Below are 22078 nucleotides of genomic sequence, written 5' to 3'. Positions count from 1 at the left end.
TTTTTCCTCCCTACAGCCGCTGGCGACCTAATCGCGAATCCAGTTTTTTGAGAATCTTCATGTTTCAGGTCGCTTGAGCCGAAGCACCGAGTCATGTCAGACCTTCGTTAGCACCTGGTACGTCTACCGGTTCGTCAGTTGGATGGATTACAACGGGGGCCCTTGAATCCTCATGAGTAGTACCACCTGCATTAAAGGCTTGGAAAAATGCTCAACTGTGGCTTCGCGAATAATGTCTGCTTACTTGTTGGACTCGCACCGGCTTTGAGAGCCACTCTGAAATTATCCGAAGACCAAGCAGCGTCTGAGCGATTTCTAGTACACAAACACGGTTCTTGTTCGACTGTCCTGGAGCGCTGCACCGAGTTCTAGAATCAAAGAAATCTGAGACTTACACAGCCAGTGGCCATCCTGTATCCTGAGCTATCATTTTTTTTGGGGTGCGAGCAAGATGCTAGACACTGATAACGAGTTGCTGGAGCAGAAAATTGAGAACAACTACAGGGAGCTGAACGCAACGCTAGAAAACAGCCGCAGAAAAAGAAAAGCTGTTCTAATCGCCATCAGCAGCTTATGCGTATCTTTTTTCTTGTCCGGTGGCTTTGGAAATTATTATTTTGGTGTTATTCCAATGCCAAAAGAAGTGATGTATCTGGTGTCTTTTGTTCTATTTGTTCTATTTTTCGGTTTGCTTACCTATTTTTACTTGCAGGGAGGAATATTTCTCTCCGATCAATTCGATCTCAACGAAGAAGAGCGGACCAGTGCCCTTAGGCGATTATGGAATACCCAAGAAGAATTGAGCGAAAACTCTGAGTTGCATGATTCCTTCGTCAATCTTAAAAATTATGTGACAGAGGCGTTCAGTGGTAATCTCAGCAAATTAACAAGTGAGATTTCTGCGTCCGTGAAGGCGGAGGCAGGTGCGGCTATATGGGAAGAAATCAAGAGTTCTGGTTCCAGGCAAGCGCGCCTGGATTCGACAATCGAGTCCCTCCAAAGTGAGTTTGATGACTCTAGAAGACGTCTATTGTCTGAGATTAATGCCCTTTCAAAGCGCGGAAGCGTGAACCTTGCTCTTGGCGTTGCAACTACCTCAGCAGCTATAGTCATGCTAGGGACTTTTGCTTTCGATGTGACAAGGTTGAAACCGCAAGATGGTTTAAATGTCGATAATCCAGAAACGCTTCTGATAACTCTAGCACTTTTATTTATTCCGAAAATATCACTGGCAGTATTTATGCAAGTTTTCGCCTTTTTCTTTTTGCGCTTATACAAGTCTGGGCTCTCCGACATTAAATACTTTCAGAATGAGCTGACTAACAACGAGGTCAAATATCTGGGGGTGCAGGTTGCCCTTATCGACTGCGACAACCAAGCGCTGGAGATTGTTATAAAAAATCTAATAGGTACGGAGCGCAATCATGTACTAACTCAAGGCCAGACTACTATTGAGCTTGAGAAACACAAGTTGGAACATAATAGCTCCTCAGAAATAGTGAAAATATTACCAAAATTAATTGGAAGAAAAACTATTTAAGTCCATACATGGACTGTTAGCGAAGTGATTCAAGTCGTACTAAAGGGCTTGCCTAATGGCAGGCCTTTTTCCGTTTCTCGCTTGACGTTAGTGTCTCTCTTTGGCCTGCGCTCTAGCTCAGGCACGCGCGAGTGCAAACCTTACAATTTAAGCACACACCTGCTCTAACCTTTTACCTTACCCAACCCAACTCACAGCAGTTTTGGGAATCACTTCTGACTCGTCGAGTTTAGAGGCGAACATGCTCACTGCCTCGACGGCGTCGCTGGTGCCGCTGCGGATCTGCAATATCACCGAGCCGGCCTGATCGGCCAGGCCTACGCCGCGTTGCGCGCCCTCTTGAGTAGCGTTCATGCTGGCGAATGCATCGCGGGTTTCAGAAAGGATCTTGCCGATCATTTCGGCAATTTCTGCAGTCGAGCGACTGGTGCGCCCTGCCAGTTGTCGGACTTCGTCGGCCACTACCGCAAAGCCTCGGCCCTGATCGCCCGCTCGAGCGGCTTCAATGGCGGCGTTGAGGGCCAGCAGGTTGGTCTGATCAGCGATACCGCGAATGGTATTGACGATCGCCGTGATCTGTTCGGAACGGTCACCCAGCTGACCGACCAGCCGCGCCGACGCACCAATGTTTTCGGCTATCTGGCGCATCTCTCTGGCTGTTTCCTGGATGACTTGGGCGCCCTGTTCGGCGACTTTCTCAGTCTCGGCGGAAATATGGTACGCCCGGGAAGCGCCGCGCGAGTCCTCTTCAAAGCGCTCGATGCGCGCGGTGATATCACTGGCGAACTTGACGATCTTCGATAATTTGCCGTCAGCGTCATACACCGGGTTATAGGTCGCTTCCAGCCAGACTACCCGTCCGTTTTTGCCGATACGTTTGAACTGGCCACTGAAAAACTCGCCGGCATTCAATCGACGCCAGAAGTCGCTGTATTCGCTGCTATTGATCAAGCTTGGCTCGCAAAACAGCCGGTGGTGCTTACCCTTGAGCTCGTTCAGACCGTAGCCCATGGTGTGTAGAAAATTGTCGTTGGCCGAGAGGATATTGCCAGTTAGATCAAACTCAATCACAGCCATGGCGCGATCCAGCGCGGCCAGTTTGCCCCGCGCCAGCGCTTCTTGAGCGACTTTTTCAGTCACGTCCAGTGCATACTTGACGATCCTGTTCACTTGACCGCGTTCGTCGAGCACCGGGTTGTAACTGGCTTCAAGCCAGACATTCTGCCCCATCGCGTTAATTCGCTGGAAAGTACCCGACACGAATGTACCGGCACGCAGTTGCGCCCAAAACTGGCTGTAATCCGCGCTGCGGGTTAACGCAGGGGTGCAGAAGTCCCGATGCGACTTACCAGGCAATTGGTCAGCGCTATAGCCCATGGTGGCGAGAAAATTATCGTTGGCTCGCAGCACCTTTCCGTCCAGATCAAACTCGACCACCGCCATAGAGCGGCCCAGTGCTTCGAACAATCCCTTGTAACCCACTACTTCGGCCTTCCTGGCCTCCAGTTCATCTTTTATAGTTTTATTGAACATGGACTGACCCTCGGTTTACCGCCAACGGATACGACTTGAATAGATATCGGCGGTCAATCGGGCAACTGAATGGCGCCCTACACAATTATGATTTGACGTCAATAAACCGCGCTCTGATCACGCCTCATTCAACGCCAGCGCCATCTTCAACCGAAGATCGTCTTCCGCAAACGGCTTATGCAAAACCGGACAGCCAGCAAACTCCTTCGGCAGGCCGCTGGCTCCATACCCCGTGCTGAATAAAAACGGAATGTGGCGTGCACGCAAAACACTGGCAACCGGAAACACGCGTTCTCCCGCCAGGTTCACGTCCAGAATCGCCAGGTCTACGTCGAGCACACTGGCCTTTTCGAGTGCCTTCGCGAGTTGGGCCACGGAGGCGGCGACCGTGCATCCCAGGTCTTCGAGCATGTCCTCGATCAACATCGCGATGGCGCCTTCGTCTTCAACCAGCAGCACCCTGGTTCCTGGGAATCCGGTCATGGTTTGTTCTCAACGACCATGAACGAAACGCGGCAATGAACGCCCTCACGGGCGAAGTCGAGTTCAAAAGAACCGCCTAGATCACGCTCGATGCAGCGCTGCATCAAACGCGAACCCAAGCCTTTGCGCTCCGGCGTGTTCACTGGCGGGCCGCCGTGCTCGCGCCAGTCCAGGGTCAGTAGCGCTCCGTCCGACTGGTGTTGAACGCTCCAGCTCACGCACAGTGTCCCCGTCTCGACCGACATCGAACCGTATTTCAGGGCGTTGATTGCCAGTTCATTGAGGGTCATGGTGAGGCTCAGGGCGACGCGGGTGTCCACATCGATGGCATCACCGGTGATCACGATGCGGCCAGGCTCATGGCCGAATACCGGCATCAATACTTCATGGGCCAGCACGCTCAGCGGCGTGTGGCCCCAATGCCGCTTCGTCAGCAAGTCGTGGGCACGCGACAACGCGAGCAGCCTGGCTTCGAAGCGGACATAACCTTCGTTGGCATCCTGCGCGCTACGCGCGGTTTGCGCCGCCAGGGACTGGACCGTGGCCAGGGTGTTCTTGACCCTGTGATTGAGTTCATCGATCAGGTTTTTCTGTCGGTCTTCTGCCTGCTTTCGCTCAGTAATGTCCACGAGCATGTTGATCGCACCGATCAGGTTTCCGTCGGCATCGTGCAGAGGGGTCGGATACGGCGCGAAGGACACGCGAGTGCCGTCCGGGCGTTCCGCAATGGCCTCGACGCCCCGTACCGGCCGATTTTCCCTGAGCGCCACGGCCATGGGGCATTGGTCGTGAGGCAGATACGTGCCATCGGTGTTGAACAGTTTCCAGGTGACGCACCACAGGTCGCCCAGTTGCGGTGTGCGCCCCGACAACTCGACGGCCGCGCCGTTATAGAAGTTGATGCGCCCTTCGGCGTCGGTGGTGTAGACGGCCGCCGGCAGCGCCTCCAGCAGGTTGCGCATGTGTCGCTCGCTTTCGCGCACGCGGTGTTCCATCTCCCGGGCCAGCGTCACGTCCTGGATGACCCGTACGCCGTAGCGGAACCTGCCATCGGCAGCCCTGACCGATGAGCTGTGAATATCCAGATAGATCGGCTGGCCATCGAGCTTTACGGCACGTTTGCGCAACACGTAATTGTCCAGTTCGCCCGCCACCTGCCGTGCGTATAACGCCGCGTCCTGCTCGACACTGTCTGGATGGGTGTAGTCCAGGAAGGTCATCGCCAGCAGTTGCTCGCGAGACCGACCGAGCATGGTGCACAGGGCATCGTTCACCCGCAGCAGGCGACCGTCCTCCCCTGCTTCCGCAATGCCGATGGTCGCCGCCTCGTAAGTCGCCGCCAAGCGGTCATCGCTCTCCTGGCGCTCGGTTTCGGCGTCGTGCACGCGGGTCACGTCGATAGTGAAGCAACGGGTATTGAAGAATTTGCCGTTTTCAAAGCGCCCATTGGATGTAATCGCGACATGCTTGATGGTGCCGTTCTTGGCTTTTAGGCGCGCCGGATAGCTGTTCAGGCAATCGCCGCTGCCAAGCTTGGTGAGGATGTCACCGATAACCGGCTCATCCACATGGAATTCGGTGATATGACGGCCGATGTACTCGCCCGCTGAATAGCCCAGCAGCGATAACTCGGCTTTGTTGGCCCGCAGAATAATGCCTTCGCCGCTGACGATATGCAGGCCCACGGCGCTGTTTTCGAAGAAGTCTTCAAGATCGCAGCTTTTACGTCGCAGTTCTTCGGCGATGGCGTGGTGCGTCGAGACATCCTGAAAGCAGTTGATTGCGCCCTGGATGTGTCCCTCCCGGTCTCTCAGCGTGCGGATACTCATGAGTGCCACGAATCGCGATCCGTCAGGGCGCTCGATCAAGACTTCCTGGTTACGCGCGCACTGGCCCGCGTTGAGGGTCGAGGCCATCGGGCATTCGTCAACGGCCAACGGCGTGCCACCTGTGGAATAAAGGCGATAAGAACCGCAGAAGCGGTCTCCGCCCTCCCCCAGCGCCGGTGTCCTGCCCCACAGCTCGACCGCTTCGCTGTTGAACCTGATGAGCCACCCATCGCGGTCACATAGGTAGATAGCCCCAGGAATGGCATCGAGCGTGCGGGTTCCCATCGCGACCAGGCTCTCGTACTCGCTGGGCTCGCGCGCGTCCCTGGGGCGCTCATCAAAATTCAACATCGTTCAGTCCTCAAACACCTGATTGGAACGCATTTGTTTCCACCGTCTTGGGGCCTACTCTGCCTGAGACGGCGTTCCACTTCAGATAAATCTCATTTCACCCGGAAAGATCTTTTCTGAGCCTGCAATGGACGCTAGATCATTATGGGTTTCGGTAGTTCAGTAAAAATGGCGCATAGAGCCCACTACAAGATCTTGTAGGTGCCAAGCCTCTACAAGTCCTCTATAAAAACCCGCACTTGCCCCTCCCCCAAGGAACATCCTGTCATGCACATGGAAGAGCATACGCTGAGCGAAATGAGTGACGAGCTCAAACTCATGTTAGGTCGCTTTCGGCACGAACAATTCGTCGAGAAACTTGGATGGCGATTGCCCATCCAGCCGCACCAGGCCGGTTGTGAGTGGGATCAATACGACACGGAGCACGCCCGCTACCTCCTGGCGTTCAACGAGCATCATTGCATTGTAGGCTGCGCCCGCCTGATACCCACAATATTCCCCAACCTGCTGGAGGGCGTCTTCAGCCATACCTGCGCAGACACACCGCCCAAGCATACCGCCATCTGGGAAATGACCCGCTTCACCACCCGCGAGCCGCAATTGGCCATGCCTTTGTTCTGGAAAAGCCTCAAGACCGCCAGCCTGGCGGGCGCCGATGCCATCGTCGGCATCGTCAACAGCACGATGGAGCGCTATTACAAAATCAATGGGGTCAACTACGAACGCCTGGGGCCGGTCACCCTGCACCAGGACGAAAAAATCCTCGCGATCAAGCTTTCGGCTCACCGCGAACACCACCGTGGCGCCCGCATACCTTCAGCCTTCACGTCCGGGGCGTTCCTGGAAGAGACCGCATGATACCGGCCGAGTTGTCCTGCTGGACGACTCGGCGTAGTCGATAAACCTCAGATATAGCCCAGCGCGACCGCGTAAGACACGGCCTGTACGCGGTTGCTGGCGCCGATTTTGCGTTGGATGTTGCGGTGGTGGTAATTCACGGTGTCGGTGCACACGCCCATGATCACGCCAATTTCTTCCGAGGTCTTGCCGTCTGCGGTCCAGCGCAACACATCACATTCCCGCTCGCTGAACTCCACATCGGTGTTGAACGCACGAACGTCGCTTTCCAACTCGGAAATCTTCGCCAGGGCCGCCGCGGCAAACGCTTTAGTCACCGGCTTCAATGCTTCGAACTCCTGAAGACTGATGACATTGTCCTTGCGTGCCAGGCTCAACACCCCGACACGCCCCTGGGTGTTGAACGAAGGTTGTGCCAGGCCGTGGCGTAGATTCGAATCGTTGGCTTCAGACCACAGCTGCGGGCAGCCCCGGAACAGCTCATTGCTCCACAAAATGGGGGCTGACGAGACTTTGCTGTGTTTCACCGTAGGGTCGATCGTTGCGTAGTTAGCTGCCTGATAGCGCTGTATCCAGTCCTCGGGATAATTGCTGTACATATAGGTTCTGGGCCGCATGAACGGCGTCACGCTGCACATGCCATAGGCAAAGAAATCAAACCGCAGTTCACGCAAGACCCTCAATGAAACCGCCGTGAATTCCTCCATGTTCATGGTTTGCGCAAAGATACTGTAAAAATAAGCATCCCATCCCAACAGCTGTCCTAATTCCATTTTGAACACCTATAAAGCTCGAAAGGAATCGTGAGACTAAAGCAACCTGAACTCATGTCAAACATAAAATTCCTGCCCCATAGACTGCTTCGCACTAGCACTAGATTTCTTATGTCTAACCCAACTAACTAGCCATAGGCCACTGTTTCTCGGCCGACGAATGAACCTGCCCATTCATAATAATGCAACAAGCTGTCCGACAGCCCGCACTGCCCCATTCAGGCTTGAGCCACTACAAGATCTGGTAGTTCCAGGCCCAGGAAATGCGGGTGTATAAACAACACCGCTCGGAACAGCCGCGAAGGCACCACAGTTAAAACAACTGTTAGATACGGCCAAGCGCAATTAACTAAATATTTACTTGATTTTTGAATCTTGATCCAACTAAGGAGAACGCTGCCCATGCCTGCTTCGCTTACCACTGGCGGTTTTAATGATCAGCTCGAACTTCGCCAAAAAAATCGCGCCACGGTTGAACAGTACATGCGCACTAATGGCGCAGATCGCCTGCGCCGGCATGAGCTGTTCACGCCGGATGGCAGCGGCGGCTCCTGGAATACCGAAACCGGGGAGCCTCTTGTGTTTAAAGGCCACGCGAAACTCGCCGCCCTCGGCGTGTGGCTGGACAAGTGCTTTCCAGACTGGCAATGGCACAACGTCCGGGTGTTCGAAACCGCCAATCCCAACCATTTCTGGGTGGAAAGCGACGGCCGCGGCAAGTCCCTGGTGCCCGGTTACCCGGAGGGGTATTGCGAAAACCATTACATCCATTCCTTCGAACTGGACAACGGCAAGATCACGCAAAACCGTGAATTCATGAACCCCTTCCAACAACTTCGCGCCTTGGGCATCCCGATTCCAAGCATCAAGCGTGAAGGGATTCCCGCCTCATAAGCCCTTTATCCATTGGAGATTGAGCATGTCTACCAGCACGGCACAGCAACTGACAACTAATGACACTGAACTCCGTCGCAAGAACCGCGCCACGGTCGAGCAATACATGCGCACTAAAGGCCAGGACCGCCTGCGCCGTCATGAACTATTCACCGAAGACGGTTCCGGCGGCTTATGGACCACGGACACCGGTGCGCCGATTGTAATCAGTGGCAAAGCCAAACTGGCCGAACACGCTATTTGGTCACTCAAGTGCTTCCCGGATTGGGAATGGTACAACGTCAAAGTGTTTGAAACCGATGACCCTAACCATATTTGGGTCGAGTGCGATGGTCACGGCAAGATTCTCTTTCCCGGTTACCCGGAAGGTTATTACGAGAATCACTTCCTGCACTCCTTCGAACTGGAGGACGGCAAAGTAAAACGCAATCGTGAATTCATGAACGTCTTTCAACAACTGCGCGCCTTGGGTATTGCGGTACCGCACATCAAGCGTGAAGGCATCCCTACTTAATCCTTTGGGAGAGTGATCGCATCATGGAAGACTTACTGAAACGAGTTCTAAATTGTGAAGCGTTCCAGCAGCCTCAATGGAGCGAACCCTCACAATTGCATGACGCGCAGGCCTACCTCAGGGACAGCGCGTCACTGATTCGCGTCGAAGATATTCTGGTCCTGCGTGCCACCCTGGCGAGGGTCGCGGCTGGCGAAGCGATGATCATCCAGTGCGGCGACTGCGCCGAGGACATGGATGAAAGCGCGCCCAGCCATGTAACGCGCAAAGCCGCAGTGCTGGACATCCTGGCCGGTGCGTTCCGGCTGGTAACCCAGCAACCGGTGGTGCGGGTGGGGCGGATTGCCGGGCAGTTTGCCAAGCCGCGTTCCAACCACAGCGAACGCATCGGCGATGTCGAGTTGCCGGTGTATCGCGGTGACATGGTCAACGGTCGCGAGGCAGTCAGCGGCCATCGCCAGCATGATGCGCAGCGCCTGGTGCGCGGCTATCACGCTGCGCAGGACATCATGCAACACCTGGGGTGGAAGGACCCGGCCGGCAAGGAGCCGCTCAGCGGTTCTCCCGCCTGGACCAGCCACGAAATGCTGGTGCTCGACTACGAACTGCCGCAAGTGCGCCAGGACGAGCAGGGCCGGGTATTTCTCGGCTCAACCCACTGGCCGTGGATTGGCGAGCGTACCCGCCAGTTGACCGGCGCTCACGTAGCCTTGCTCAGCGAAGTGCTCAACCCGGTGGCCTGCAAGGTCGGCCCGGACATCACCCAGGACCAGCTGCTGAGCCTGTGCGAGCGCCTGGACCCCAGGCGCGAACCCGGCCGGCTGACGCTGATCGCCCGCATGGGCGCCCACAAGGTCGCCGACCGCCTGCCACCGCTGGTTGAAGCGGTGCGCCGTGCCGGCCACCAGATCATCTGGCTCAGCGACCCGATGCACGGCAACACCATCGTCGCGCCCTGCGGCAACAAGACCCGCATGGTGCAGACCATCACCGAGGAAATCACCGCCTTCAAACATGCCGTGACCTCGGCCGGTGGCGTGGCCGGCGGACTGCACCTGGAAACCACCCCCGATGACGTCAGCGAGTGCGCCTCCGATGCCGCCGGCCTGAACCAGGTTGCCAGCCACTACACAAGCCTGTGCGACCCGCGCCTGAACCCCAGGCAAGCCATTGCTGCGGTGATGGCCTGGCAAACCTGCCCTCCTCCACCCTTGGTTCCCTCTGACTGGAGTTTGTCGCCATGACCGGCATTCCATCGATCGTCCCTTACGCCCTGCCCACCTCCCGCGACCTGCCCTCCAACCTAGCGCAGTGGCGTATCGACCCCGAGCGCGCCGTGCTGTTGGTGCATGACATGCAGCGCTACTTCCTGCGGCCCCTGCCCCAGGCCCTGCGTGAAGAGGTCGTGAGCAATGCCGCGCGCATTCGCCAGTGGGCTGCCGACAACCACGTGCCAGTGGCCTACACCGCCCAGCCGGGCAGCATGAACGCGGAGCAACGCGGGTTGCTCAAGGATTTCTGGGGCCCAGGCATGCAGGCCAGCCCGGCCGACCGCGAGGTGGTCGACGCCCTCACGCCCCAACCGGGTGACTGGCTGCTGACCAAGTGGCGCTACAGCGCCTTCTTCAATTCCGACTTGCTGCAACGTATGCACGCAGGCGAGCGCGACCAGTTGATCCTGTGCGGGGTGTATGCGCATGTCGGGGTACTGATTTCCAGCGTGGATGCCTACTCCAACGACATCCAACCCTTCCTCGTGGCCGACGCGATCGCCGACTTCAGCAAGGAGCATCACTGGATGGCCATGGAATACGCCGCCAGCCGTTGCGCCATGGTCATCACCACCGACGAGGTGGTGCTATGAGCCAAGCCGCCGCCCGCCTCATGGAACGCATCCTGCAACCGGCGCCCGAACCGTTTGCCCTTTTGTACCGTCCGGAATCCAGCGGCCCCGGGCTGCTGAACGTGCTGATCGGCGAGATGTCGCAGCCACGGGTCTTGGCCGATATCGACTTGCCTGCCCCGTCGATCGGTGCCCCGCGCCTGGATGTACTGACGCTGATTCCCTACCGCCAGATTGCCGAACGCGGCTTCGAAGCGGTGGACGATGGCTCACCGCTGCTGGCGATGAACATCACCGAGCAGCAGTCCATCGGCATTGAGCAGTTGCTGGCGTTGCTGCCCAACGTACCGATTCAATTGAACAACGAACGCTTCGACCTCAGCGACGCCACCTATGCCGAGATCGTCAGCCAAGTGATCGCCAACGAAATCGGCTCCGGGGAAGGCGCCAACTTCGTGATCAAGCGCACCTTTCTGGCCGAGATCAGTGAGTACGGCCCGGCCAGTGCGCTGTCGTTCTTTCGTCATCTGCTGGAGCGGGAAAAAGGCGTCTATTGGACATTCATCATCCACACCGGCAGTCGCACCTTTGTCGGCGCGTCCCCCGAGCGCCACATCAGCGTCAAGGATGGGCTCGCGGTGATGAACCCCATCAGCGGCACCTATCGCTACCCGCCCGCCGGGCCCAGCCTGACCGACGTCATGGACTTCCTGGCTGATCGCAAGGAGGCCGATGAGCTGTACATGGTGGTCGACGAAGAGCTGAAAATGATGGCGCGCATCTGTGAAGACGGCGGGCACGTGCTCGGTCCTTACCTCAAGGAAATGACGCACCTGGCCCACACCGAGTACTTCATCGAAGGCAAGACCCGCCGCGATGTGCGCGAGATCCTGCACGAAACCCTGTTCGCCCCGACGGTTACCGGCAGCCCGCTGGAAAGCGCCTGCCGGGTGATCCAGCGCTATGAGCCGCAAGGCCGTGCGTACTACAGCGGCATGGCCGCGCTGATCGGCAGCGATGGTAAGGGCGGACGCTCCCTGGATTCGGCAATCCTGATTCGCACCGCCGACATCGATAACAGCGGGCAGGTACGCATCAGCGTGGGTTCGACCATCGTGCGCCACTCCGAGCCGCTGACCGAAGCCGCCGAAAGCCGGGCCAAGGCCGCCGGCCTGATCGCCGCACTGAAAAACCAGGCGCCTTCGCGCTTCGGTGGCCATCTGCAGGTGCGCGCAGCATTGGCCAGCCGCAATGCCTACGTCTCGGATTTCTGGTTGATGGACAGCCAGCAGCGCCAACAGACCCAGGCCGACTTCAACGGGCGGCATGTGCTGATCGTCGATGCCGAAGACACGTTCACCTCGATGATCGCCAAACAGCTGCGGGCGCTGGGCCTGGTGGTGACGGTGTGCAGCTTCAGCGACGAGTACAGTTTCGACGGTTACGACCTGGTGATCATGGGCCCCGGTCCTGGCAACCCGAGCGATGTCCAGCTGCCGAAAATCGACCATCTGCACATGGCCATCCGTTCCCTGCTCAGCCAGCAGCGACCGTTCCTGGCGGTGTGCCTGAGTCATCAGGTGCTGAGCCTGTGCCTGGGCTTGCAGTTGCAACGCAAGGCCATTCCCAACCAGGGCGTGCAAAAACAGATTGACCTGTTCGGCAACGCCGAACGGGTGGGTTTCTACAACACATTCGCGGCCCAAAGTTCCAGTGACCGCCTGGACATCGACGGCATCGGCACGGTCGAGATCAGCCGCGACAGCGAGACCGGCGAGGTCCATGCCCTGCGCGGGCCGTCGTTTGCCTCCATGCAGTTTCATGCCGAGTCGCTGCTGACCCAGGAAGGCCCGCGCATCATCGCCGACCTGCTGCGGCACGCCCTCATCCACGCACCTGTCGACAGCTCCGTTTCGGCCGCCGGGAGATAACTATGCACAACTACGTCATCATCGACGCCTTTGCCAGCGTGCCGCTGGAAGGCAATCCGGTCGCGGTGTTCTTTGACGCCGACGACTTGCCGGCCCCGCAGATGCAACGCATCGCCCGAGAAATGAACCTGTCGGAGACCACCTTCGTGCTCAAGCCACGTAATGGTGGGGATGCGCTGATCCGAATTTTCACCCCGGTCAACGAACTGCCCTTCGCCGGCCACCCGTTGCTGGGTACGGCCATTGCCCTGGGCGCGCACACCGACAATCACCGGCTGTACCTGGAAACCCAAATGGGCACCATCGCGTTTGAACTCGAGCGCCAGAACGGCAGCGTGATCGCCGCCAGCATGGACCAGCCGATCCCGACCTGGACGGCCCTGGGCCGCGACGCTGAATTGCTCGAGGCCCTGGGCATCGGCGACTCGACCTTTCCCATCGAGATTTATCACAACGGCCCGCGCCATGTGTTCGTCGGCCTGCCGAGCATTGCAGCCTTGTCGGCCCTGCACCCCGACCACCGTGCGCTGTCCAGCTTCCACGACATGGCCATCAACTGTTTTGCCGGCGCGGGACGGCATTGGCGCAGCCGGATGTTCTCGCCGGCCTACGGCGTGGTCGAGGATGCAGCCACCGGTTCTGCTGCCGGGCCGTTGGCGATTCACCTGGCGCGCCACGGCCAGATAGCGTTCGGCCAACCCGTGGAGATTTTGCAGGGCGTGGAAATCGGCCGCCCTTCACTGATGTTCGCCAAAGCCGAGGGCAGCGCCGATCAACTGACGCGAGTCGAGGTATCCGGTAATGGCGTCACGTTCGGACGGGGGAGCATTGTGTTATGAACCTTTCACTGCAAGGCAAGCCGCTGCTGGGTAAAGGCATGTCGGAATCCCTCACCGGCACACTGGATGCGCCCTTCCCCGAATATCAGACGCTGCCCGCCGATCCCATGAGCGTGCTGCACAACTGGCTGGAGCGTGCGCGCCGCGTGGGCATCCGCGAACCCAAGGCCCTGGCGCTGGCCACCGCCGACCGCCAGGGCCGGCCCTCCACGCGGATCGTGGTCATCAGTGAAATCAGCGACGCCGGGCTGTTGTTCAGCACCCATGCCGGCAGCCAGAAAGGCCGTGAACTGACCGACAACCCGTGGGCGTCGGGTGTGCTGTATTGGCGCGAGACCAGTCAACAGATCGTCCTCAACGGCCAGGCCTTGCGCCTGCCAGATGCCAAGGCCGATGAAGCGTGGCTCAAGCGCCCGTATGCGACGCACCCGATGTCATCGGTATCGCGCCAGAGTGAAGATTTAGAGGACGTGCAAGCCATGCGCAACGCCGCCAGGCAACTGGCCGAGGCGCAAGGCCCGCTGCCGCGTCCCGAGGGGTATTGCGTGTTCGAGTTGCGGCTTGAATCGCTGGAGTTCTGGGGGAATGGGCAGGAGCGCTTGCATGAGCGATTGCGCTACGACCGCAGCGATACGGGCTGGAGGGTGCGGCGTTTGCAGCCCTGAAGCGTGCGGCCAACTCACGCTCCGAACGCAGGCGCTGCTGGGAAGGCTATGGCTTAAGGGCGTTTTCCTTCACTCGCAGCGCCGTGATGGTCTCGCCGGCAACACCCCAGTTGTCGGTGGGCACCTCGTCAATCACCACGAAGGTCGATGCCGGCGGCTTGTTCAGCACGCTGTGCAACAACGCAGTCACACCTTCGATAAGTTGACGCTTATGCTCAGCGGTCACGCCTTCCTGAGTCACTTTGATGTTTACGTACGGCATGTGCCTGCTCTCCTATTGTTCACCAGGTTCCGGCTGTAGCGCCGCCATCCACGGGCAGGATCGCGCCGCTGACGAATGAGGAGTCGGTCAGATACAGCACCGCATCGACCACATCCTGAGGCGAGCCGATACGGCCACTCGGGCTCATGCCCTTGAGCGCAGCATGGAGTTGCTCGCTGTCGCCATGCATCGGCGTGTTGATAATGCCCGGCGCCACCGCATTGACCTTCACCTGCGCCGCCGCCAGCTCAAGGGCGAGCCCCTGCACGGCATGATTCAGGCCGCCCTTGATCAGCACTGGCAACAGTGCCGGAACCTTGATATTGGGCTGCATGGCTATGGATGCCGTAATCGCAATGATGTGACCGCTGTGGTTGGCGGCCATATGCCTGGCTGCCAGTTGGGCTGGGTAGAAAAAGCCCTTCAGGTTAGTGTTGATCATGGCGTCCACATCGGCCTCGGTGTATTCACCTACCGGCTTGGGGATGAAGATGCCGGCATTGCTGATCAGGATGTCGACCTTGCCGAAAGCAGCCACGGCCTGATCGAACAAGGTCTGTGCGGTTTCCGGCTTGGCGATATCGCCTGCCACGAGGATGAAATTGGAAGGATTGCCCAGACGAGCCGCGGCTTCCTGCAGCCGAGCGTGTGTGCGGGCGTTGCCGACTACGTTGTCACCGCGCTCAAGGTAGGCCTTGGCGATGGCAAACCCCAGGCCGCTGGACGCGCCCGTGACGATAACAGTTCGTGCTGCTTTCATAGATGCTCCGCCTGTTGAGGCATTTAATGTGGATGAGGCTGCACTCTAAATGACAACCTGGCGTTGAAAAATGGTGTAGAAAGCATTTCAATTGATACCCTATGTAATGAATAAGAGTGCCATGAGCCGCTATTTCGATGACATCAACCTGGGCAGTATCGAGCTGTTCTGCCTGACCGCCGAAAGTGGCAGCTTCACGGCTGCATCCACCAAGGCAGGCGTGAGCCCGGCGGCAGTGAGCCGCTCGATCGCCCGGCTGGAGGCGCGCCTGGGCGTGGTGTTGTTTGTGCGCACCACGCGGCAAATGCGCCTGACAGAAGGCGGCCGCGCCTACTATGAGCAATGCCAGCAGGCATTGACCCAACTGATAGAGGCTGAACGGGAGATCACCGGTGCCCAGGATGCACCGTCGGGGCGGATACGCATCAGCGCCCCTACTCCCTATGCGCACTATCGGCTGCTGCCCCTGCTGCCGAGCTTCCGCCAGCGTTATCCCCACGTAAAAATCGACATTCATGTGAGCAATCGCAACATCGATTTCGTAGAGGAAGGTTTCGACCTCGCCATCAGAGGACGGCAACCGGACGACTCCGGCTTGATCGCCAGGCGTCTTGAAGACACGGAACTGTTGGTGGTTGCCACTCCCGATTACCTGAAACGCGCCGGTATACCGCAGACCCCGACAGACCTGAACGGCCATGAATGCATCCAGTTCGAAATGCCCAGCAGCGGGCGCAGGTCGCTATGGGCATTTAACATCAACGGCCAGAAGGTGGAATTGGAAACCTCGGGCAACTACACCTGCCAGAGCGACTTCCTCGCTACTGCAACCCTGGCCAAAAGCGGTGCGGGCCTGATGCAGGCGTACCGTTTTACGGTTCAGGACGAGTTGGACAGCGGCGCCCTGCAAGCGGTGCTGACCGAGTACGGCGGTACGACCCGGCCATTTTTTCTGATATTTCCGCAAAAAAGGCACCTGCCGCTGCGTGTCAGGGTGTTTATCGACTATTTGATGGAGCATCTGACGCGTTGAATATTACGTCAGGCAAGGCGGTTACTCTTCGTGCAGCCATGCTTCACACATAACTGCGATCGCTACTGAGTTCCCTATCACGATAAAACCAGGGAATGCGGCTATTAAGAGAGGGTAAATAGCTCCACTGATAATGACGATCAGACGAGGCTGGCTTGCGATGTAGCCATGCCGAAATCGCCTCGGCGGCGATCGTCAATGCAAGTTGCTGGCCTGGGCATTCATGTCTACCAGAGCCGAAGCTGAATTGGCGTCGATTAGTTCGTTTGAGCAAGAAGCTATCGGGGTCCGGGTTCGCAGAGGAATCCCTGTTCGCTGAAGCGAGTAACACTAGAACCGTATCACCCGCCTCCAAGAGGCTGCCCTCGATAGTGCATCGTTTCGCAACGAATCGCCGGGTGTTTTGCACGGGCGAGTCGTAGCGCGCGACCTCTTTCACCAGGTCTGCAACGAGCATCGGCGCAGCTTGCAAGTCTTCAAGCAGACCAGGGTTACGCTTGAGCGCTACAAGGGTATTGCCGATCAGGCCCGCAGTGGCTTCGCAGGTCTGTGACAACAGGCCGATCAGGTTAGCGATCAATGCCTCATCATCTCTCCAGGTGGTGGCTTCGCAGCCGCTCCAGATATGGCTCAAGAAGCGGCTGCGTTGATCGTCCTTACTCAGCAGCGCGCTGAATAACTGGCTTAGCCCAGCGGCTGCGGAATTGGATTCACCGAGTTGAGTTGCATCGCTTAAGGGCGAAAAGCAGGCGACAAAGCTCCGTGTCAGTCGAGCTACTTCCTGTAGCCGGTTGGATGGGAGGCCTAACAAGGCCGCAACGACGCAAACCGGTAACGTGAACATCAACTCATCCGGGTCTTCGAGCGGCTTATCGAGCGTCTCGATCAAGCGTGACGCGATGGCTGCGATGCTTTGCGCCTCTACAGAGGCCAGGGCGGGTTCGATAGCCATCCTGGGGCACAGGTGCCGCGGGCCCTCATTCATGCGCATCAACCGACCGAAAATCATGCCCGCCGCGCCCTGCGCAATGGCAGGAGGTATCGGCTCGTTCAGCGGGCGAACCCGACAGTCGGGGTGCCCCAGAATGGCTTCCACAGCGTTGGCGCTGCTTGCGATCCATAAACGCAGACCTGCATCGAATAACAGGCCTTTTTGTCGCCTGAGGCCCGAGTAATAAGCGTAAGGATCAGCATGGGTCGCTGCTTCAAAAGGCGTCATTCCACAAATCCTGTTCACAAAGAACAGCTACTATCGAACACCCTTCATGGCGACGATTCGCTCAGGAACGAAATATGGACGCTCAAAGCAATGACACCGCGATTTCTCGGGTAGCCGGCGCGATAGCCGAACCTGCGAGGACGAAAATGCTGTGTTCGCTGATGGACGGCCACGCCCGTACCAGTACCGAAATGGCCGTCATTGCCGACGTGAGCGCATCCACGGCGAGCGCGCATTTGGCAAGGCTAAAAGAGGACGGGTTGGTAAGGCTGCATACCCAAGGCCGGCATCGCTACTACAGTCTGGCTGACGCGCAAGTGGCCCAGGCTATTGAGGCTCTCATGGTGATCAGCCAAAACGCAGCGATACAATATGTGTCCACGACCCCGACCCGATTGCAGTTCGCGCGCACCTGTTATGACCACATGGCAGGAACACTGGCAGTACAACTGCACGACCATTTCATGGCGTCAGGCTGGTTAACCGTGCCGGTTTCAGGTGAAGGCCTGTATCAGCTTACGACAAGCGGCGAAAAAGCCATGAGCGGTCTCGGTATCGGGATAGAAAAAGCAAGAGCCCAGCGACGCCGTTTCGCGTGCTCTTGCCTGGACTGGAGCATGCGCCGCCCACATCTTGCCGGAGCACTCGGAGCGGCTGTTCTACAGACGGTCATAAGCCGCGAGTGGGTGATCCAGGACCTTGATAGTCGAGCGCTGGCCGTGACATCCAAGGGACGAAAGGAGCTGTCTGACCGATTCGGGATCATGCTGAGTTCGGCAAAAGGGTGCGAGTAACTCTGGGCGCTCCGCAATACCGTAGCTTGCAGCGCTGCTCATCATTTCGCAGACGCGGCCCTCTCGATCAAGCGAGCAACGGGCCCCGGGTTTGAAACCATCACCACATGGGAGGCGCCCTTCACCACTTCCACGGCTTTAGCCTCCGCTCGCTTGGCCATGAAGGCCAGTGCCTGGGGCGGAATGTTCTTGTCCTTGTCGCCGTAGATAGCCCAGCTTGGAATGTGCTTCCACGCCGGCGTGGCAAACGGCTCATTCAGCGCGGCTTCGGTGACCGGACGCTGGGTGGCGGCCATCACTGCCGCTTCAGCGGCGGGCACGTCAGCGGCAAATTGCGCGTGGAATTTGTCCTGCTGGATGTACAGATCCTTGCCACCCTCACTCAATGGCACCGGTGCCGCGAGGGTTGGCCCCAAGGTGCTGCCGGGAAACTTGCCAGCCAGGCCGGCGACGGTTTCGCCGGTGTCGGGAGCGAACGCACTCACGTAGACCAGCGCCTTGACGTTGGCCTGGTCATTAGCCGCTTCGCTGATGACGTTACCGCCGTAGGAATGCCCCACCAGCACCACGGGTGACTTGATGCTCGCGATCAGTGACGCAACGGATGCGGCATCACTTTTCACACTGCGCAACGGGTTTGCTGCGGCGACGACGGTGTAGCCATCCTTTTCGAGGATTTTGACCACGCCGTTCCAGCTCGAGGCGTCGGCGAAGGCGCCGTGAACAAGTACGACCGTTGGCTTCTCAGTCTGCGCGAACGCGTCAGCACCGACCAACACAGAGGCAGCGACTGCCAGCGAGGCAATGATTTTCTTCATGGAGAACTCCTTGAACTTGGGGTTATGGGGCGTACCGGGTGAACACGAAATCATGGTTTTTGACGCGCGCTTGATGACAGGCAAAACACGTCTCGTGCTGAGCCTGGTCGACCGCTTTGCCGTTGATAAAACGCCCAAAGCCCCACCCACCGGTCGCCGCGTACTGCTTCGAATCCTTCACCATGACTTGAACCGTGGTGGCCGCACCGGGTATCGAGGCGGGCTCGAATTCCGGCGACTGGACGTGCTTCCACGCCAGTTTCACCAGCACCGTGCCATCGGGAAACGGCAGCGCTGAATCCTGATAGGCCTTGATTGCCAGGTTATTGCCGACCACGGCGCGCAGTTCATCCAAGGGCGCGGCTTCCTGGGCTGGCGCAATCAGCGGCCACTGGCGATAGCCTTCGGGAATCTTCACGCCGTAGATCGGCGAAGCGTCATCGCCAGCGGAATCGCCCATTGCGAGGCCAGCGACGGTGAGCGCAAGCGCTGCAACAGCCCCGGACAGATGCATGAGTTTCATGGTGACGCTCCCTGTCAGAGATGATCGGCGTCAATCACCGCCTGGGCGAACGCCTGCGGCGCTTCCTGAGGCAGGTTGTGGCCTATTCCACCGCTGATAAGGCGGTACTCATACTTGCCGGTGAACCGTTTTGCATACGCTTCAGCCGGTGGATGGGGCGCACCGTTCGCGTCGCCTTCCATCGTGATGGTCGGCACGCTGATGGAAGGGAATGCCGCCAGCTTCTTCTCGATCGCGTCGTACCTGGGCTCGCCTTTGATCAGGTCCAGGCGCCAGCGGTAATTGAAAATCGACACGGCTACGTGATCCGGGTTTTGCAGGGATGCCGCGCTGCGGTCAAAGGTGGCGTCGTCGAAATTCCACTTTGGCGACGCCAGCTTCCAGATGAGCTTGGCGAAGTCATGGGTGTTTTTCTCGTAGCCCAGACGCCCGCGCTCGGTTGCGAAGTAGAACTGGTACCACCACTGCAACTCGGCGGCGGGTGGCAGTGGTGCTTTGCCCGCTTCCTGGCTGCCGATCAGGTAACCGCTGACCGCCACCAGGGCTTTCACGCGCTCCGGCCACAGTGCGGCAACGATATCCGCAGTGCGCGCGCCCCAGTCGAATCCACCCAGCACGGCTTTGTTGATTTTCAGTGCATCCATGAAGTCGATCAGGTCGGTGGCCAGCGCAGCGGGTTGCCCATTGCGAACGGTCTTGGACGAGAGAAAATGCGTGTCGCCATACCCACGGGCAGACGGGATCAACACCCGATAGCCCTTGTCCGCCAAAGCCGGCGCGACATCAGCGAAGGCGTTGATATCGTAGGGCCAGCCGTGCAGCAAAATAACCACCGGGCCATCGGCGGGGCCGAGTTCCGCGTAGGAAACGTCCAGCAGACCCGCTTTCACATGCTTGAGGTCACCCAGCGAAGTGTGAGCGCCCGGCGTAATAACGGCCACCGTGGAGGCCGGTACGTCAGCAGCGCTGGCCTGGGCAAACCCTGCCGCCACGGCGCCGAATTGCAGTACCGCTGCTGCCAGAAGCGAGGGGGTAACACCCCGCAGGCGCCTGGATTTATTCTGGGTGTTGCGCAAGGTCATCTCCATGGTTTTCTCCGTAGCGAGCCGCCCCATAGCAGCCCGGTGTGTTGACGGGTTTGGGTAGGCGTTACTGAGCGGTCTTCGTTACGCCGAGCTTGGCGCGCAGTGGCCGGAAGGCCTCACGCAATTCTTCGCTGAATAGTTGCGGTTGTTCCCAGGAAGCGAAGTGGCCGCCCTCGTTAACCTGGTTGTAGTAGGCCAGTGAGGGGTAAGCGCGTTGCGCCCAGCTTTTGGGTGCCTGATAGATTTCGTGGGGGAAGACCGTGATCGCCACCGGCACCTTGATGCTTGCGGTGTTTTGCGCGGCGGCGCTGAAATTGTTGTTGTTGTTTTCCCAGTAGAAACGCGATGACGATGCGCCGACGTTCGTCAGCCAGTACAGGCTGATATCGTCCAGCATCTCGTCACGGCTAAGTACCCGTTCAGGCTGACCGTTGCTGTCGGTCCAGGCGGCGATTTTTTCGTACATCCACGCCGCCGTACCGGTGGGTGAATCGGCCAGCAGGTAGCCGATGGTCTGCGGGCGGGTCACCATCATCGCGCCGTAGGCAGCGTTGCGGCCGAAGAACGTACTCAAGGACTCAAACGCCCTCCGTTCAGGCTCGCTGAGCCCGACAGGTGCCGGGTCACCACTGTTGATCGGCTTGACCAGCTCAGGCGGGATGGTGGCCGGCATGTTCAAGTGAATGCCCAACAGGCCCGGCGGATTCAGGCGACCCAGCGCATCCGATATCACCGAGCCGTGATCACCACCCTGGGAAACATAGTGGGAGTATCCGAGACGCTTCATGAGCACATCCCACGCCTTCGCGACGCGATCCGGCCCCCAGCCCAACTCAGTGGGCTTGCCGGAAAAGCCGTGTCCGGGGATCGAGGGGATGATCACGTCGAACGAATCTTCGACCTTACCGCCGTAAGCCACAGGGTCGGTCAGCGGGCCGATGGTCTTCAGGAACTCGAACTGCGAGCCCGGCCATCCATGTGTCAGCAGCAGCGGCATCGCGTTGGGGTTGCGCGAGCGGACATGGATGAACTGGATATCCACGCCGTCAATGGTGGTGATGAATTCGGGCAGCGCATTGAGCTTCGCTTCGGCCTTGCGCCAGTCATAGCCGTTGCCCCAATACTTCACCAACGCCTGAACCTGGGCCAGCTGCACGCCTTGGGAGACGTCATTGACCGTCTCTTTGTCTGGCCAGCGGGTCGCGGCAATGCGCTGTTTGAGATCGGTCAGTTGAGCTTCATCGACATGAATTCGGTAAGGCCGAATCGATTCGGGTTGGGTCGCGGCCGAACTGGCAACTGACGCTTCGGCGGCCCAGGCACCGCCGCTGCCTGCGACCAGGGCCAAACCAAACACGCCCATCCTCACGGGGTTTTTCCAGGGCATAACGAGATCTCCGAGCGTTAGATGAGCCATCAGTTGAAGAAGGACTGCGCCTTCTCGATGGGTTCATTTAACGCCCCGCAGGTATCCGGTATGTGTCACCAACCGCCTTGAACGAATCACTGTGTATCGGGCCGGGGCGCAGAT

General features: G+C 58.5%; 21 protein-coding genes and 2 pseudogenes. 11 read left to right on the top strand and 12 right to left on the bottom strand.

Translation table 11 applies throughout. The annotated features are described in order from the left end of the window. The first annotated feature begins 451 nt into the window (after window positions 1–451). The gene (locus C4J85_RS14010; RefSeq protein ID WP_124409948.1) at window positions 452–1540 is read left to right on the top strand and encodes a hypothetical protein; all 1089 of its coding nucleotides are present in this window, start codon (window positions 452–454) and stop codon (window positions 1538–1540) included. Window positions 1541–1717: 177 nt separating this feature from the next. Here C4J85_RS14010 and C4J85_RS28015 read toward each other — a convergent pair. The 4 genes and pseudogenes from C4J85_RS28015 to C4J85_RS13995 all read right to left on the bottom strand — a co-directional run. Continuing rightward, window positions 1718–2194 (bottom strand): annotated as a pseudogene (locus C4J85_RS28015) (methyl-accepting chemotaxis protein); the annotation flags it as partial. A gap of 111 nt (window positions 2195–2305) precedes the next feature. Continuing rightward, window positions 2306–2983: pseudogene (locus tag C4J85_RS28010) on the bottom strand (PAS domain-containing protein); the annotation flags it as partial. 207 nt (window positions 2984–3190) lie between these two features. Next, a complete protein-coding gene (locus C4J85_RS14000) occupies window positions 3191–3532 on the bottom strand; it encodes a response regulator (protein WP_256657773.1) in 342 nt (113 codons plus the stop codon). Window positions 3533–3552: 20 nt separating this feature from the next. Continuing rightward, window positions 3553–5736: a PAS domain S-box protein gene (locus C4J85_RS13995; RefSeq protein ID WP_124409945.1), complete on the bottom strand. Its 2184-nt coding sequence runs from the start codon at window positions 5734–5736 to the stop codon at window positions 3553–3555. Between the two features lie 267 nt (window positions 5737–6003). Between C4J85_RS13995 and C4J85_RS13990 the strand changes: the two genes are divergently transcribed. Further along, entirely contained in the window at window positions 6004–6594 is a 591-nt protein-coding gene (locus C4J85_RS13990) for an acyl-homoserine-lactone synthase (protein ID WP_124409944.1), read from the top strand. A 47-nt stretch (window positions 6595–6641) separates the two neighbouring features. Here the strand turns inward: C4J85_RS13990 and C4J85_RS13985 are convergent, their stop codons facing one another. After that, complete coding sequence (locus C4J85_RS13985) at window positions 6642–7367, bottom strand: autoinducer binding domain-containing protein (RefSeq protein ID WP_124411189.1); 726 nt, start codon at window positions 7365–7367, stop codon at window positions 6642–6644. A gap of 402 nt (window positions 7368–7769) precedes the next feature. Between C4J85_RS13985 and C4J85_RS13980 the strand changes: the two genes are divergently transcribed. From C4J85_RS13980 to phzG, 7 genes are read left to right on the top strand one after another with little or no spacing between them, the layout of a single operon-like run. Then, window positions 7770–8261, top strand: coding sequence for a PhzA/PhzB family protein (locus tag C4J85_RS13980; RefSeq protein WP_124409943.1), 492 nt, complete (start codon window positions 7770–7772; stop codon window positions 8259–8261). 25 nt (window positions 8262–8286) lie between these two features. Then, window positions 8287–8775: a PhzA/PhzB family protein gene (locus C4J85_RS13975; RefSeq protein ID WP_124409942.1), complete on the top strand. Its 489-nt coding sequence runs from the start codon at window positions 8287–8289 to the stop codon at window positions 8773–8775. Between the two features lie 23 nt (window positions 8776–8798). Beyond that, window positions 8799–10019: a 3-deoxy-7-phosphoheptulonate synthase gene (locus C4J85_RS13970; protein ID WP_124409941.1), complete on the top strand. Its 1221-nt coding sequence runs from the start codon at window positions 8799–8801 to the stop codon at window positions 10017–10019. Then, the gene (locus C4J85_RS13965) at window positions 10016–10639 is read left to right on the top strand and encodes an isochorismatase family protein (RefSeq protein WP_124404198.1); all 624 of its coding nucleotides are present in this window, start codon (window positions 10016–10018) and stop codon (window positions 10637–10639) included. Before C4J85_RS13970 ends, C4J85_RS13965 begins: the two co-directional genes overlap by 4 nt. 20 nt (window positions 10640–10659) lie before the next feature. After that, window positions 10660–12549: an anthranilate synthase family protein gene (locus C4J85_RS13960; protein ID WP_372240636.1), complete on the top strand. Its 1890-nt coding sequence runs from the start codon at window positions 10660–10662 to the stop codon at window positions 12547–12549. Between the two features lie 2 nt (window positions 12550–12551). Then, a complete protein-coding gene (locus C4J85_RS13955; RefSeq protein WP_124409939.1) occupies window positions 12552–13388 on the top strand; it encodes a PhzF family phenazine biosynthesis protein in 837 nt (278 codons plus the stop codon). Continuing rightward, a complete protein-coding gene (phzG, locus tag C4J85_RS13950) occupies window positions 13385–14053 on the top strand; it encodes a phenazine biosynthesis FMN-dependent oxidase PhzG (protein WP_124409938.1) in 669 nt (222 codons plus the stop codon). Before C4J85_RS13955 ends, phzG begins: the two co-directional genes overlap by 4 nt. 46 nt (window positions 14054–14099) lie before the next feature. On the opposite strand, the gene C4J85_RS13945 is transcribed toward phzG, so the two are convergent. Both C4J85_RS13945 and C4J85_RS13940 read right to left on the bottom strand, forming a co-directional pair. After that, window positions 14100–14315: a 4-oxalocrotonate tautomerase family protein gene (locus C4J85_RS13945; protein WP_124367070.1), complete on the bottom strand. Its 216-nt coding sequence runs from the start codon at window positions 14313–14315 to the stop codon at window positions 14100–14102. A 19-nt stretch (window positions 14316–14334) separates the two neighbouring features. Continuing rightward, window positions 14335–15075 (bottom strand): SDR family NAD(P)-dependent oxidoreductase, encoded by a 741-nt coding sequence (locus C4J85_RS13940; RefSeq protein WP_124409937.1) that lies wholly within the window; start codon window positions 15073–15075, stop codon window positions 14335–14337. A gap of 121 nt (window positions 15076–15196) precedes the next feature. Between C4J85_RS13940 and C4J85_RS13935 the strand changes: the two genes are divergently transcribed. After that, on the top strand, window positions 15197–16108 hold the full coding sequence (locus tag C4J85_RS13935; RefSeq protein ID WP_124367068.1) for a LysR family transcriptional regulator: 912 nt from the start codon (window positions 15197–15199) through the stop codon (window positions 16106–16108). 43 nt (window positions 16109–16151) lie between these two features. Here the strand turns inward: C4J85_RS13935 and C4J85_RS13930 are convergent, their stop codons facing one another. After that, a complete protein-coding gene (locus tag C4J85_RS13930; protein ID WP_164487863.1) occupies window positions 16152–17327 on the bottom strand; it encodes a cytochrome P450 in 1176 nt (391 codons plus the stop codon). A gap of 74 nt (window positions 17328–17401) precedes the next feature. Between C4J85_RS13930 and C4J85_RS13925 the strand changes: the two genes are divergently transcribed. Beyond that, window positions 17402–18121 carry a helix-turn-helix transcriptional regulator gene (locus tag C4J85_RS13925; protein ID WP_124409936.1) on the top strand — a complete coding sequence of 240 codons (720 nt, stop codon included), beginning with the start codon at window positions 17402–17404 and terminating at the stop codon, window positions 18119–18121. A gap of 41 nt (window positions 18122–18162) precedes the next feature. Here C4J85_RS13925 and C4J85_RS13920 read toward each other — a convergent pair whose 3' ends face one another. The 4 genes from C4J85_RS13920 to C4J85_RS13905 all read right to left on the bottom strand — a co-directional run bounded on the left by C4J85_RS13920 (window position 18163) and on the right by C4J85_RS13905 (window position 21934). Next, a complete protein-coding gene (locus C4J85_RS13920) occupies window positions 18163–18939 on the bottom strand; it encodes an alpha/beta fold hydrolase (RefSeq protein ID WP_124367067.1) in 777 nt (258 codons plus the stop codon). Window positions 18940–18961: 22 nt separating this feature from the next. Continuing rightward, a complete protein-coding gene (locus C4J85_RS13915; RefSeq protein ID WP_124409935.1) occupies window positions 18962–19462 on the bottom strand; it encodes a cytochrome P460 family protein in 501 nt (166 codons plus the stop codon). 14 nt (window positions 19463–19476) lie between these two features. Further along, complete coding sequence (locus C4J85_RS13910) at window positions 19477–20550, bottom strand: alpha/beta fold hydrolase (protein ID WP_124409934.1); 1074 nt, start codon at window positions 20548–20550, stop codon at window positions 19477–19479. 61 nt (window positions 20551–20611) lie between these two features. Next, window positions 20612–21934, bottom strand: coding sequence for an epoxide hydrolase family protein (locus C4J85_RS13905; RefSeq protein WP_256657772.1), 1323 nt, complete (start codon window positions 21932–21934; stop codon window positions 20612–20614). Window positions 21935–22078: the final 144 nt, after the last annotated feature.

This window comes from Pseudomonas sp. R4-34-07 (assembly GCF_003852375.1).
Classification (GTDB): Bacteria; Pseudomonadota; Gammaproteobacteria; order Pseudomonadales; family Pseudomonadaceae; genus Aquipseudomonas.
This window is presented reverse-complemented; position numbering and strand designations above follow the sequence as displayed.